At 59.0% G+C, this 13102-nt stretch carries 13 protein-coding genes; 1 reads left to right on the top strand and 12 read right to left on the bottom strand.

Annotated features, from left to right (window positions below):
* Positions 1 to 6: 6 nt before the first annotated feature.
* On the bottom strand, positions 7 to 600 hold the full coding sequence (locus ACR0LW_RS08535) for an NAD(P)H-dependent oxidoreductase (RefSeq protein WP_170455673.1): 594 nt from the start codon (positions 598 to 600) through the stop codon (positions 7 to 9).
* Positions 601 to 702: 102 nt separating this feature from the next.
* On the opposite strand from ACR0LW_RS08535, the gene ACR0LW_RS08530 reads away from it, so the two are divergent.
* Positions 703 to 1281 carry a TetR/AcrR family transcriptional regulator gene (locus ACR0LW_RS08530; RefSeq protein WP_480882257.1) on the top strand — a complete coding sequence of 193 codons (579 nt, stop codon included), beginning with the start codon at positions 703 to 705 and terminating at the stop codon, positions 1279 to 1281.
* Positions 1282 to 1302: 21 nt separating this feature from the next.
* On the opposite strand, the gene lpdA is transcribed toward ACR0LW_RS08530, so the two are convergent.
* The 11 genes from lpdA to mdh form a co-directional block, all read right to left on the bottom strand.
* On the bottom strand, positions 1303 to 2691 hold the full coding sequence (gene lpdA / locus ACR0LW_RS08525; protein WP_480882255.1) for a dihydrolipoyl dehydrogenase: 1389 nt from the start codon (positions 2689 to 2691) through the stop codon (positions 1303 to 1305).
* A 69-nt stretch (positions 2692 to 2760) separates the two neighbouring features.
* Complete coding sequence (locus ACR0LW_RS08520; protein WP_480882253.1) at positions 2761 to 3171, bottom strand: MAPEG family protein; 411 nt, start codon at positions 3169 to 3171, stop codon at positions 2761 to 2763.
* Positions 3172 to 3254: 83 nt separating this feature from the next.
* Complete coding sequence (locus ACR0LW_RS08515) at positions 3255 to 3524, bottom strand: hypothetical protein (protein WP_170455665.1); 270 nt, start codon at positions 3522 to 3524, stop codon at positions 3255 to 3257.
* Positions 3525 to 3526: 2 nt separating this feature from the next.
* Positions 3527 to 5035 (bottom strand): 2-oxoglutarate dehydrogenase complex dihydrolipoyllysine-residue succinyltransferase, encoded by a 1509-nt coding sequence (gene odhB / locus ACR0LW_RS08510; RefSeq protein ID WP_170455663.1) that lies wholly within the window; start codon positions 5033 to 5035, stop codon positions 3527 to 3529.
* Between the two features lie 3 nt (positions 5036 to 5038).
* Positions 5039 to 7996, bottom strand: coding sequence for a 2-oxoglutarate dehydrogenase E1 component (locus ACR0LW_RS08505; protein WP_170455661.1), 2958 nt, complete (start codon positions 7994 to 7996; stop codon positions 5039 to 5041).
* Positions 7993 to 8532 carry a DUF805 domain-containing protein gene (locus ACR0LW_RS08500; protein ID WP_170624029.1) on the bottom strand — a complete coding sequence of 180 codons (540 nt, stop codon included), beginning with the start codon at positions 8530 to 8532 and terminating at the stop codon, positions 7993 to 7995. Before ACR0LW_RS08500 ends, ACR0LW_RS08505 begins: the two co-directional genes overlap by 4 nt.
* Positions 8529 to 9371, bottom strand: a complete 843-nt coding sequence (locus ACR0LW_RS08495) for a hypothetical protein (protein WP_480882252.1) — start codon at positions 9369 to 9371, stop codon at positions 8529 to 8531. The genes ACR0LW_RS08500 and ACR0LW_RS08495 overlap by 4 nt, the downstream gene beginning before the upstream one ends.
* Before the next feature lie 5 nt (positions 9372 to 9376).
* Positions 9377 to 10258: a succinate--CoA ligase subunit alpha gene (sucD, locus tag ACR0LW_RS08490; RefSeq protein ID WP_170455655.1), complete on the bottom strand. Its 882-nt coding sequence runs from the start codon at positions 10256 to 10258 to the stop codon at positions 9377 to 9379.
* 14 nt (positions 10259 to 10272) lie between these two features.
* The gene (locus ACR0LW_RS08485; protein WP_480882251.1) at positions 10273 to 10599 is read right to left on the bottom strand and encodes a hypothetical protein; all 327 of its coding nucleotides are present in this window, start codon (positions 10597 to 10599) and stop codon (positions 10273 to 10275) included.
* Between the two features lie 4 nt (positions 10600 to 10603).
* Positions 10604 to 11797: an ADP-forming succinate--CoA ligase subunit beta gene (gene sucC, locus ACR0LW_RS08480; RefSeq protein ID WP_170522250.1), complete on the bottom strand. Its 1194-nt coding sequence runs from the start codon at positions 11795 to 11797 to the stop codon at positions 10604 to 10606.
* Positions 11798 to 12116: 319 nt separating this feature from the next.
* A complete protein-coding gene (gene mdh / locus ACR0LW_RS08475; RefSeq protein ID WP_170522252.1) occupies positions 12117 to 13079 on the bottom strand; it encodes a malate dehydrogenase in 963 nt (320 codons plus the stop codon).
* Positions 13080 to 13102 lie beyond the last annotated feature (23 nt).

Raw genomic sequence — 13102 nt, 5'->3', positions numbered from 1 at the left:
CGGCGGTTACACTGCCGCTGCGCCAATCCTGGCGACCTTGGAAATCCAGCGCTCGACATGACCGGGCTTGGGGTAGCTGGCCCCTGCGAAATAGGTAAACCGTGTTGGTTTGAAGCCGACAAAGCCCAGGATCTGATCGCGTACTTGCCGGATCAGTGCCTGGCGATAGATCAGGCGCATGAACCAGCCCGGCGTGTCCGACGTCAGAATGACGCGGGCGGTGCGACCTGTCAGCATCGGGGCCGGGAAACCCATCTTGGTCGTGTTTCGCGTATCGAAAGTACGCCCCGGGATGAACATGCGGTCAATCAGACCCTTCAGTTTCGCAGGCAGACCGCCCCACCACATTGGCGCTGTCAGGACCAGATGATCGCTCCATTCAAAATCCTGCAGAACCTGTTCCAGCACGGGCTCTAACGGCTTGAAGTCGTGGTAATTGCCCTGACCGAAATCGTGGTCGAACTGCAGATCGCTCAGGTGGATCAGGCGGACATCATGGCCGTTTTCGCGGGCGGCGTCGCCATAGGTTTGCGCAAAGGTGCGGGACAGGCTGCTTTCGGCAGGGTGTCCATCAAGGATCAGAATTTTCTTCGGCTGCATCGGGGTTCTCCTAAAAATGACCGTGGTCAGTTTATAGAATCAAAAAATGACCACGGTCAATAAAAAATTTGACCACGGTCAGAAAACGTGCAAATTAGCCTTATGCAGAAGACAGTTCAAAAACGTACGCTGAATACCCGCGCCCGCCTTATGGCGGCGTCCGAGGCGTTGATTCAGGACAGCGGGTATGAGGCGCTGAGGGTGGAAGATGTCGTCAAGGCCGCCGGTGTGGCCAAGGGGACGTTCTTTGCGCATTTCCACGACAAAGACGCGATGATGGAAATTCTGATCGCTGACAGGTTGAACGCGTGCCTGGATCAGGCCGAGTCCGGCCCGCCGCCCGGAACCGTCGCCGAAATCATCGCCGCGCTGGAGCCCGCCCACAGTTTCATGACGTCCGAGCGGTATGTGTTCGATCTGTTGATCAGGTATTCCGGCGCGGCGGCAATCGCGGAGGTGGGCCCGATCGCCTATTGCTTTGAGCGGTACTTCCGCGTCGTGATGATGTGGCTTGACGCTGCCGAGATGCGCAAGGATGTGCCGCCCGAGCTTTTGGCAGAAGGTGTGCAGGCCTTTGCGATTCAGGCCATGTCACTAAGATTTTGCGCGTTGCATTCCGCAACGACGTTCACGGACAGGCTGGAAACCTATCTGGATGCGTGGCTGACCCCGGCGCGCTGATTGTCGCCGGGGCCACCGGACTTAGCTGTGGATCGGTCCGTCGCCGCAGGCCAAGGCAGCCTCACGCACGGCTTCGGAATAGGTCGGGTGGGCGTGGCATGTCAGGGCCAGATCTTCGGCTGAGGCTCCGAATTCCATGGCGACGCAGACCTCGTGGATCAGATCGCCAGCGCCGGGGCCGATGATGTGTGCGCCCAGAATACGGTCGGTTTCCTTGTCGGCCAGAATCTTCACGAACCCGTCGGCGGCAAAGTTGGCCTTGGCCCGACCGTTGCCCATGAACATGAACTTGCCGACCTTGTAGGCGCGGCCCTGTTCTTTCAGCGTCTCTTCGGTCTCACCGACATTGGCGACCTCGGGCCAGGTGTAGATCACGCCCGGAATGACGCCGTAGTTGACATGACCATGCTTGCCCGCGACCTGTTCGGCGGCGGCCATGCCCTCATCCTCGGCCTTATGCGCCAACATCGGGCCTTCGGTGACGTCGCCGATGGCGTAAATGCCGGGCACGTTGGTCTGCCAGTCGGCCCCAACTTTGATCTGACCACGCGGCGTCATCTCGACGCCTAGGGCGTCCAGCCCCAGCCCGTCCGAATACGGTTTGCGCCCGGTGGCGACCAGTACGGTATCCGCCTCGACCACATGCTCGCTGTCGTCCTTGCGCAGCTTGTACGTGACCTTGGCTTTGGTCTTGGTGGCTTCGGTCTTTTGCACCGCTGCGCCCATGACAAACTTCAAACCCTGTTTCTTGAGGATACGCTGGAAGGTCTTCTGCACCTCGGGGTCCATGCCCGGCGTGATCACGTCGAGGAATTCGATCACCGTGACCTCGGCACCCAGCCGCTGATAGACCGAACCCAGTTCAAGCCCGATCACACCTGCGCCAATGACGACCATCTTCTTCGGAATCTTGCCCAGCGACAGCGCTCCGGTCGAGGTTACAACGACCTTCTCATCCACCTCGACACCGGGCAGCGAGGACGGCTCGGACCCCGAGGCGATGATGATGTTCTTCGCCTCGTGCACCTCATCACCAACCTTGACCTGACCTGAAGCGGGGATCGAGCCCCAGCCTTTCAGCCAGTCGATCTTGTTCTTCTTGAACAGGAACTCGATGCCCTTGGTATTGCCTTCGATCACCTCGTCCTTGTAGGTCTGCATCTGTTTCCAATCGACCGAAGGCGATTTGCCCTTCAGGCCCATCTTGGCAAAGTTATGCTCGGCCTCGTGCAACTGATGGCTGGCGTGCAGCAGCGCCTTGGATGGGATGCAGCCCACATTCAGACAGGTGCCGCCCAATGTGTCCCGTCCTTCAACGCAGGCGGTTTTCAGGCCCAGCTGGGCACAACGGATGGCACACACATAGCCGCCGGGGCCTGAGCCGATTACGATGACGTCATAACTTGCCATTGAGGGTCTCCTTGAGAATTCGGGCTGTCACAGGGCGTAAACCTCTGAACAGGTTGTACATCAGCGGCGTCACAATAGCACCGCCAAAAGCATGAAGGTGGTGGTCAGGAACCCGGCGAACCAGATCAGGGTGCGCCAGGGTTTCCAACCGTAATAATAGGCGGGCACGTAAAGGGCGCGCGCCATCAGGTAGGTCCAGGCGCAGGTCGCGGTGAAGCCGTTGCCCGTCTCGCTGAGGGTCACGACCACACAGCCGATGGTGAACAGGATCAGCCCTTCGAAGTGATTGTTCAGCGCCCGATACAGACGGGCCGTTTCATCGGACAGCTGATCTTCGAGCGCACCACCCAACCGGCTGCGGTCGCGCGCGGACATGGTCTTGCCCGGACCCAGTTCCAGATTGGCCGGTATCGCAATCAGAGCATATTGGATGATCTGCAACAGTGCGGCCAATGTCAGGGCAGTCAACTCGGGTGTCACAGGGGAACACCTTCATTTTTGCCGCCCACCCTATGATGGGTCGGGCGGCCAGTTGGGATTATGTCTGATCCGGGCAGCACTGTTTAGACAGGGTTCAGAACTTTGACCTGGATATGCGCAACGCCCCCGCGTTCGTGGTGCATCGCCAGCTCTTCTGATTCCAGAAAACTCTGCGCGCGGTCCAGATCGGTGATTTCGAACAGGGCCACGGCGTGATCCTTCTGAGCTGGGTCCTGCCAGATATGGAGGTCGCGGATTCCCGCAGCCTCACGCATTTTCTGGTCTTCGCGGAACACGGTCAGCCAGGCATCGAAATCCGCCACATCGGCTTGCCAAAGGACATGAGTCGCCATGATTACAGATCCATCAACAGGCGGCGCGGATCTTCCAGCGCCTCTTTCACGCGGACAAGGAACGTCACCGCGCCTTTGCCGTCCACGATGCGGTGATCATAGGACAGGGCCAGATACATCATCGGACGAATCTTGATTTCGCCATTGATAACCATCGGACGGTCCTGGATCTTGTGCATTCCCAGAATACCCGACTGCGGCGGGTTCAGGATCGGTGAGGACATCAGCGAGCCGTAGACGCCACCGTTTGAGATGGTGAAGGTGCCGCCCTGCATCTCTTCCATGCTCAGCTTGCCGTCACGGGCGCGTCGGCCTTTTTCGGCAATCGCCTTCTCGATCGCGGCAAAGGACATGCTGTCGGCATCGCGGATCACCGGAACCACCAGACCCTGCGGCGTACCGGCGGCAACGCCCATATGCACGAAGTTCTTGTAGACGATATCGGTGCCGTCGATTTCCGCGTTCACCTCGGGCACTTCTTTCAGCGCATGACAGCAGGCCTTGGTGAAGAAGGACATAAAGCCCAGACGCACGCCGTGCTTCTTCTCGAACTGATCCTTGTACTGGTTGCGCAGGGCCATCACCTCGGTCATGTCCACCTCGTTATAGGTGGTCAGGATCGCTGCGGTGTTCTGCGCATCCTTCAGGCGCTTGGCGATGGTTTGGCGCAGACGGGTCATGCGTACCCGTTCTTCGCGCCCGGCATCTGCGGCAGCCACAGGCGCGCGTGGGGTTGGTGCCGGGGTAGGGGCCGCCGGGGCCGGTGCGGGGGCCGACGGTGCTGCAGCGGCGCGGGCCACATCTTCTTTCATGATCCGGCCATCGCGACCGGTTCCAGTGACCTGATCGGCCGACAGGCCAGCCTCGGCCATGGCTTTTTCGGCTGACGGCGCATTGGCGATATCCTTGCCTGTGCTGGCCGCTGCCGGGGCCGCCGCCGCGGCTGCTGCCGGAGCCGGAGCAGCCCCAGCCGCCGCGCCCGAGATCACCGCCAGCTTGGCCGAGGCATCCACGGTCGCGCCTTCGGGGGCCACGATTTCAGCCAGCACACCCGCAGCGGGGGCCGGAACCTCGACCGAAACCTTGTCGGTTTCCAATTCGCACAGCATCTCATCCTGCGCGACGCTGTCGCCGACCTGTTTGAACCATGTCGAAACGGTTGCTTCGGTCACGGATTCGCCCAGCGTCGGCACCATGACGTCCACGCTGCCGCCCGACGCAGCCGGGGCGGCTGCCGGGGCCGGAGCGGCGGCAGGCGCAGGAGCCGCGCCTTCGCCCGCGGTGATTGTGGCCAGCAGGGCGTCAACGCCAACGGTTTCACCTTCGGCGGCGACGATTTCGCCCATCACACCGGCAGAGGGCGAGGGCACTTCGACCGTAACCTTGTCGGTCTCAAGCTCGCACAGCATTTCATCTACGGCGACCGCATCGCCGGGTTTCTTGAACCAGGTCGCAACCGTCGCTTCGGTTACCGATTCGCCAAGCGTGGGAACACGAACTTCAATCGTCATCGTTTACTTTCCTTCAATGCTCAGCGCTTCGTTCACCAGCGCTTGTTGTTGGGCTTTGTGTTGGCTGGCCAGACCCGTCGCGGGTGAGGCGGATGTTGCGCGACCGACATAGCGCGGCCGGGTATGCTTGGCCTTGATGCGGGTCAGCACCCATTCGATATTGGGCTCGATAAAGGTCCAGGCGCCCTGGTTCTTGGGCTCTTCCTGACACCAGATCATTTCCGCACCCTTAAAGCGCTCAAGCTCATTGATCAGCGAGTGCGCCGGGAACGGATAAAACTGTTCGATCCGCATCAGGTAGACATCGTCGATCCCACGCGTGTCGCGTTCCTCCAGCAGGTCGTAGTAAACCTTGCCGGAACACATCACGACCCGCTTGATCTTGTCGTCCTTGACCAGCTTGGTGTCCGAGTTTCCGTGCTGCGCATCGTCCCACAGAACCCGGTGGAAGCTGGAGCCTGTGGTGAATTCTTCTGCCTTGCTGACAGCCAGCTTGTGGCGCAGCAGCGATTTCGGCGTCACCAGGATCAGCGGCTTGCGGAAGGTCCGGTGTAGCTGACGGCGCAGGATGTGGAAATAGTTTGCAGGCGTCGTGCAGTTCGCCACGATCCAGTTGTCCTGTCCGCACATTTGCAGGAACCGTTCCAGACGGGCAGACGAGTGTTCCGGCCCTTGCCCTTCGAACCCGTGCGGCAGCAGGCAGACCAGACCGGACATCCGCAGCCACTTGCTTTCGCCCGAGCTGATGAACTGGTCGAACATGATCTGCGCCCCGTTGGCGAAATCGCCGAACTGCGCTTCCCACAGGGTCAGGGCGTTGGGTTCGGCCAGCGAATAGCCGTATTCGAAACCCAGAACCGCATATTCGGACAGCATCGAGTCGATCACTTCGTACTGCGCCTGCCCCGAGCGAATATTGTTCAGCGGGTAATAGCGTTCTTCACTTTCCTGATGGACAAAGCCGGAATGGCGCTGGCTAAACGTCCCGCGCGTTGCGTCCTGCCCGGACAGGCGCACCGGGTAGCCTTCGGTCAGCAATGAGCCAAAGGCCAGTGCTTCGCCCGTGGCCCAGTCAAACCCTGTGCCTGTTTCGAACATCTGCTTTTTGTGATCCAGCAGGCGGCCCACGGTCTTGTGCAGGGCCACATTGTCGGGCGCATGGGTCAGTGCCTTGCCAACCTCAGCCAGCGTGTCCGGAGAAATGGCGGTCTCGCCCCGCACATATTCTTCCTTGCTTTTGTCCATGTGCGACCAGCGCCCGTCCAACCAGTCGGCCTTGTTGGGTTTATAGTCTTTTCCAGCCTCGAACTCATCATTCAGATGGGCCTGGAAGGCGGCCTTCATGTCCTCGATCTCGCCCTCGGGGATCAGACCGTCCTTGACCAAACGCTCGGTGTACAGAGACAACGTGGTCTTATGCGTCTTGATCTTCTTGTACATGATCGGGTTGGTGAACATGGGCTCATCGCCCTCGTTATGACCAAACCGGCGATAGCAGAAGATGTCGATGACCACGTCCTTGTGGAACTTCTGACGGAACTCGGTCGCCACCTTCGCCGCATGCACCACGGCCTCGGGGTCGTCACCGTTCACGTGGAAGATCGGCGCCTCAACCATCAGCGCAATATCCGTGGGATAGGGGCTGGAGCGTGAGAAATGCGGCGCGGTGGTGAAACCGATCTGGTTGTTCACCACGATATGCATTGTGCCGCCGGTCTTGTGACCGCGCAGGCCGGACAGGCCGAACCCTTCAGCCACCACACCCTGACCGGCAAAGGCCGCATCGCCGTGCAGCAGGATGCCCATGACCTTGGTGCGGTCTTCGTCTTTCAATTGATCTTGCTTGGCGCGGACCTTGCCCAGAACAACCGGGTTTACCGCCTCAAGGTGGCTGGGGTTGGCGGTCAGCGACAGGTGCACGCTGTTGCCATCAAACTCGCGGTCACTGGAGGCGCCAAGGTGATATTTCACGTCGCCCGAGCCATCCACATCCTCGGGCTTGAAGCTGCCGCCCTGGAATTCGTTGAAAATCGCGCGGTAAGGCTTGCCCATCACGTTGGCGAGGATGTTCAGACGCCCGCGATGCGGCATGCCGATCACGATGTCCTGAACGCCCAGAGCACCGCCGCGCTTGATGATCTGCTCCATCGCCGGGATCAGACTTTCGCCGCCGTCCAGACCGAACCGCTTGGTGCCCATGTATTTGACATGTAAGAATTTTTCGAAGCCTTCGGCCTCGACCATCTTGTTCAGGATCGCCTTGCGGCCTTCCTTGGTAAAGGCGATTTCCTTGCCGTAGCCTTCGATCCGTTCTTTCAGCCAGGCGGCCTGTTCGGGGTCCGAGATATGCATGTATTGCAGTGCGAAGGTGCCGCAATAGGTGCGTTTCACGATCTCGACGATCTGGCGCATGCTGGCCATCTGCAGGCCCAGCACGTTGTCGATGAAAATCTGACGGTCCATATCGGCTTCGGTAAAGCCGTAGGTCTTTGGATCCAGTTCCGGGTGCGTGCTGGCCGCGCGCATGCCCAGCGGATCCAGATCGGCAGCCAGATGGCCCCGGATCCGATAGGCCCGGATCAGCATCAGGGCGCGTAGGCTGTCCAGCACGGCGCGTTTGACCTGATCTTCACTGACCTTGACGCCCGTGTCAGCTGCCTTTTCCTTGATCTTTTTGCCTGCCGCTTTGGCGTCGATCTCGGCCCACTCGCCGGTCAGCGCGCCGGTCAGATCATCGGCCGGCATCGGCGGCCAGTCGGTCCGCGCCCAGGACGGCCCTTCTGCCTCTTTCTGAACGTCGGGCGTGGCGTCGCCCATCTGCCGGAAGAAATCGACCCAGGCCGCGTCTATCGCGTTCGGGTCCTTCGTGTACTGGGCATAAAGCTGTTCCAGATACTCGGCATTGTGCCCCTGCATAAAGCTTGAGGCATGAAAGGCAGAGTTGGGCGTATGTTCGGTCATTGGGCTACCTCATATGGGTTGGGACCGTATTGGTTGGCGCCGGGTTGGCTGGGGCGGGCCAGCCACCAGAGCACCAGAAGGGGCGACACAAACAGGACGATAAGTGTCGGAATGACGATCAGCAAAGTGGCACGTGTGAACAGAATGTCCAGAGTGCCACCGTGGAACTGGCTGGCAATGCCAATGCCAAATATCAGGACCGCAAAGGCCCCGAGGATCAGCAGGATCGGCAGCAGAGCATAAAGCCCGCTGCGCCCGCTATCATGCATCCGCCGCCACGCGACGGCCAGATGCGGGAAGAAGACAATCAGACTGACGATGCTTTGCACTGGTTGGCGGGATGTCGCGGCGGCGGCTTTGACCTCATCGCTTTCACTGACCAACACCTCAGTGAAGAACCGCGCATCGATGATCCCGGCCAGAATGCTCCAGATCACGATGAACAGGAAAAAGAACCAATATTCGGGGCGGGAGGCCCGACCCGAGAAGGTGAAGAACTTGGAGAAACAGGTGCGGATGGCGTCAGAGAAGGTCATTGTTTTTGCCTTATCGTACAACGTGTTATGTTCAGAGCTAAGGCAGTGTTAGGCGTTCTTCCGAAGGCCTCGTTGAATTCTGTTTCGTCAAAACTCCAAAACCAAATTTTGGCGGGTCCGGCACCCAAGTCGGGTTCTGGAAGTGGGCGATTTATCAATTCGACGGGTTTTCTGTCCAAACCCTGCGTTTCCAGATTAGTTTGGACTGGTGGGTATCCCCAAGTCGTCGCCGAAAGGCACCTAGAAGGACCGTACTTACGTTCGCGAGTTTCGCCTAGGTCCTCGATATTGAATGCCCAGATGGCATTTCTTATTTTTGTTGCGTCATGGGTCGAAGTGCTAAAATAGTTACAACCCAAACTATCGCTGGAAGCAGTTTCGTCTTTGCGATCAGATAGCAACAAGAATGCGCTGGGGTGTTGGTCCGTCCACAACACTTCATAGTGTCCTAATTCGGCCCCTTCAGAAATTGTGTTTACATGATCGAGAAGGTTAGTGGACACACCAGTTTCCAGATCCAACTCGAGCGGGTTGTGATCCTTGTACGTAAAAGCAGGCAGTAAGTACCCATCTGCGACGAGCCCCAGCATCGAGTCAGTGAAGGGTGCTCGGAAGCGCTTCCACCCTCTATCAAGAAACTTTTGAGAAATAGCTACGGAATCCTCAGTCGACCAAGTACAAAGTTCGATTACGTCCTTTGTTGGCTTGGAGAAGTCGGGCGATGCGTTTGCACCAGTTGTTGATGCAGAGTACAGGCAGCCAAGAACAATAGCCAAAACATGCCGAAAGCGAGGGAACTTTTTCCCCCGCTTCGCAAAGCATATACTTTGGCGCTCCATCGCGCTTACCCAATCGCTTCCAGCACGGCCTCACCCAGCTGCGCCGGGCTTTCGGCCACGACGATACCGGCCGAGCGCATGGCTTCGATCTTGTCCTCGGCACCGCCTTTGCCACCGGCGACAATCGCGCCCGCGTGGCCCATGCGACGGCCCGGAGGGGCTGTGCGGCCTGCGATGAAACCGGCGGTCGGCTTTTTGCGGCCCTTCTTGGCCTCATCCGCCAGGAACTGCGCGGCTTCTTCCTCGGCCGAGCCACCGATCTCACCGATCATGATGATCGAGTGGGTTTCGTCATCGGCCAGGAACCATTCCAGCACGTCGATATGCTCGGTCCCTTTGATCGGGTCGCCGCCGATGCCGACGCAGGTGGACTGGCCCAGACCCACATCGGTGGTCTGCTTGACCGCCTCATAGGTCAGGGTGCCCGAGCGGGATACAACGCCGACCGAGCCGCGCTTGTGGATGTGGCCGGGCATGATGCCGATTTTGCAGGCGTCGGGCGTGATGACACCGGGGCAGTTCGGGCCGATCAGGCGCGAGTTCGAGCCTTCCAGCGCGCGTTTTACCTTCATCATGTCAAGAACCGGGATGCCTTCGGTGATGCAGACGATCACTTCCATCTCGGCATCAATCGCTTCGAGGATCGAATCAGCCGCGAAGGGCGGCGGAACATAGATCACCGAGGCATTGGCTTCGGTCACATGCTTGGCTTCGTGGACCGAGTTGAACACGGGCAGGCCCAGATGCTCCATCCCGCCTTTGCCGGGGGTCACGCCGCCGACCATCTTGGTGCCATAGGCGATGGCCTGTTCGCTGTGGAATGTGCCCTGCGAGCCGGTAAAGCCCTGACAGATCACTTTGGTATTTTCGTCGATGAGGACTGCCATTTGATATGGTTCCTTTAGTTGAAAGCCGTAATGCGAAATAAGCGAGGCCCAATCTTCTCGAAGAAGATTCTTGTTCCTTCTTTCGCATGGCTGCGTTTGTAAAACTCTCCAACTGCACCATTCGCGCGGATGCGGAGGATTTTTTTGTCTTCTGCTATGTCGGTCTCGAAAGTGCTTATGCCGTCTAGCATCACATCTATCGGGGCTGCTGCCGCTGCCTTGCGGCTTCCGCCGAAGCAGTCAGCCGGAAACAAATCCGCGACGTGCGCAATGGGGATGTGATTATTTTTCACATTCCGTTCCGTGATTTTGATTGCTTTGCCTTCGACAGCGGATGCCATGAACTTAGCCCTTAACCGCCTTCACGATCTTCTCGGCACCGTCTTTCAGGTTGTCCGCCGCGATCACGTCAAGGCCAGAGGTGTTGATGATCTCTTTGCCTTTCTCGACATTGGTGCCTTCCAGACGCACAACCAGCGGAACCTGCAGGCCGACCTCTTTCACTGCGGCGACAACGCCCTCGGCAATCACATCACAGCGCATGATGCCGCCGAAGATGTTGACCAGAATGCCCTTGACGTTCGGGTCCGAGGTGATGATCTTGAAGGCTTCGGTCACTTTCTCTTTGGTTGCACCACCACCTACGTCGAGGAAGTTGGCAGGCTCTGCCCCATACAGCTTGATGATGTCCATGGTTGCCATGGCCAGACCGGCACCGTTCACCATGCAGCCGATCTCACCATCCAGCGCGATGTAGTTCAGGTCGTATTTCGAGGCTTCCAGTTCCTTGGGGTCTTCCTCGGTCGTGTCGCGCAGTTCGGCGATGTCGGGGTGGCGGTAGACCGCGTTGCCGTCAAAGCTGACCTTGGCGTCCAGCACCTTGAGGTCGCCGCCATCGGTGATGATCAGCGGGTTGATCTCCAGCATCTCCATGTCCTTCTCGACGAAGGCCTGGTACAGCTGACCCATCAGCTTGACGCATTGCTTGACCTGTGCGCCTTGCAGACCCAGCGAGAACGCGATGCGGCGGCCGTGATAGGGCTGATAGCCGGTCGCGGGGTCGACCGAGAACGACAGGATTTTCTCGGGCGTTTCAGCGGCCACTTCTTCGATGTCCATGCCACCTTCGGTCGAGCAGACGAACGAGATGCGGCTGGTCTGGCGGTCCACCAGCAGGGCCAGATACATTTCGGTTTCGATGCCGGAACCGGCTTCGATGTAGATGCGGTTGACCTGTTTGCCCGCCGGGCCGGTCTGATGCGTGACCAGCGTGCGACCCAGCATCTTCTTGGCTTCTTCGGCGGCTTCCTCGACCGATTTGGTCAGGCGCACACCGCCTTTTTCACCGGCGTCTGCCTCTTTGAAAGAGCCCTTGCCGCGACCGCCTGCGTGGATCTGCGACTTGACCACCCAAAGCGGGCCGTCCAGTTCACCGGCTGCGGTTTTGGCTTCTTCGGCGCGCAGAACCGCGCGACCTTCAGAGACCGGAGCGCCATAGCTGCGAAGAAGCGCTTTGGCCTGATATTCGTGGATATTCATCGAAACTGTCCCGTTTGACTACGATTGAACCGTTATAGGCGTGTCTAGAGGGCAAGTTTAAAGGGTTTTTTGACGTGTCACGAGTTTTTGTGGAAGATTTTCAGTATTTGTGATCACAGGTTTTTGGGGTGTGATCACAAAATCTGAACGAGCTGGCGTTTGATTCGATCCTGCCGGTAGACCGATAAAATCACATTCAAAAAGCAGAGTTTGCGACGTTTGCGATAACAGGAGCGACCGGAAATCAGCCGGATCGAAAGCCACAAAAAAACCGGCCTCGCAAGAAGGCCGGTTTGGAATGCGTGTGCAGAGGTGCGGCTTACGCCAGCGAGCTGTCGATGCCCTTACACGCCTCGATCAGGCCTTTCACCGCGTTGACCGAGTTGTCGAAACCGGCCTGTTCGTCCGCGTTCAGCTTGATGTCCACGATGCGCTCGACACCGCCTGCGCCGATCACGGTCGGGACGCCGACATACAGGCCATCGACACCCAGTTCACCGCTGCAATAGGCGGCACAGGGCAGAACGCGCTTTTGGTCTTTCAGATAGGCTTCGGCCATTTCGATCGCCGAAGTCGCAGGCGCGTAATAGGCCGAGCCGGTTTTCAGCAGGCCAACAATCTCGGCACCACCGTCGCGGGTGCGCTGAACGATGGCGTCCAGTTTCTCTTGCGTGGTCCAGCCCATCTCGACCAGATCGGGCAGCGGGATACCGGCAACGGTCGAATAGCGGACCGAGGGAACCATGGTGTCGCCGTGGCCACCCAGAACAAAGGCGGTGACGTCGCGCATCGAGACGTTGAACTCTTCCGACAGGAAGTGTGCGAAACGCGCCGAGTCCAGCACGCCTGCCATGCCGCAGACCTTGTTGTGGGGCAGGCCCGAGAATTCGCGCAGGGCCCAGACCATCGCGTCCAGCGGGTTGGTGATGCAGATCACGAAGGCGTCGGGCGCGTGGGCAGCGATGCCTTCGCCAACGGACTTCATGACTTTCAGGTTGATGCCCAACAGGTCATCGCGGCTCATCCCCGGTTTGCGGGCGACGCCTGCGGTGACGATGCACACATCCGCGCCTGCGATGTCGGCGTAGTCGCTGGTGCCTTTCATCGAAGCGTCAAAGCCTTCCGAAGGGCCGGATTCTGCGATGTCGAGTGCCTTGCCCTGCGGCAGTCCGTCTGCGATGTCAAACAGGACAACGTCACCCAGTTCTTTGACAGCTGCCAGATGTGCAAGCGTGCCGCCGATGTTCCCCGCGCCGATCAGCGCAATCTTGGGTCTGGCCATTTGGAATTCTCCGGTCGGTTTTG

It is taken from the genome of Ruegeria sp. N4 (assembly GCF_056531425.1).
This window is presented reverse-complemented; position numbering and strand designations above follow the sequence as displayed.

Excerpts from the sequence above, each read along its gene's own strand:
- ACR0LW_RS08535 (WP_170455673.1), bottom strand. The coding sequence starts at position 600 with ATGCAGCCGAAGAAAATTCTGATCCTTGATGGACACCCTGCCGAAAGC.
- ACR0LW_RS08530 (WP_480882257.1), top strand. The coding sequence starts at position 703 with ATGCAGAAGACAGTTCAAAAACGTACGCTGAATACCCGCGCCCGCCTT.
- lpdA (WP_480882255.1), bottom strand. The coding sequence starts at position 2,691 with ATGGCAAGTTATGACGTCATCGTAATCGGCTCAGGCCCCGGCGGCTAT.
- ACR0LW_RS08515 (WP_170455665.1), bottom strand. The coding sequence starts at position 3,524 with ATGGCGACTCATGTCCTTTGGCAAGCCGATGTGGCGGATTTCGATGCC.
- odhB (WP_170455663.1), bottom strand. The coding sequence starts at position 5,035 with ATGACGATTGAAGTTCGTGTTCCCACGCTTGGCGAATCGGTAACCGAA.
- ACR0LW_RS08505 (WP_170455661.1), bottom strand. The coding sequence starts at position 7,996 with ATGACCGAACATACGCCCAACTCTGCCTTTCATGCCTCAAGCTTTATG.
- ACR0LW_RS08500 (WP_170624029.1), bottom strand. The coding sequence starts at position 8,532 with ATGACCTTCTCTGACGCCATCCGCACCTGTTTCTCCAAGTTCTTCACC.
- ACR0LW_RS08495 (WP_480882252.1), bottom strand. The coding sequence starts at position 9,371 with ATGGAGCGCCAAAGTATATGCTTTGCGAAGCGGGGGAAAAAGTTCCCT.
- sucD (WP_170455655.1), bottom strand. The coding sequence starts at position 10,258 with ATGGCAGTCCTCATCGACGAAAATACCAAAGTGATCTGTCAGGGCTTT.
- ACR0LW_RS08485 (WP_480882251.1), bottom strand. The coding sequence starts at position 10,599 with ATGGCATCCGCTGTCGAAGGCAAAGCAATCAAAATCACGGAACGGAAT.
- sucC (WP_170522250.1), bottom strand. The coding sequence starts at position 11,797 with ATGAATATCCACGAATATCAGGCCAAAGCGCTTCTTCGCAGCTATGGC.
- mdh (WP_170522252.1), bottom strand. The coding sequence starts at position 13,079 with ATGGCCAGACCCAAGATTGCGCTGATCGGCGCGGGGAACATCGGCGGC.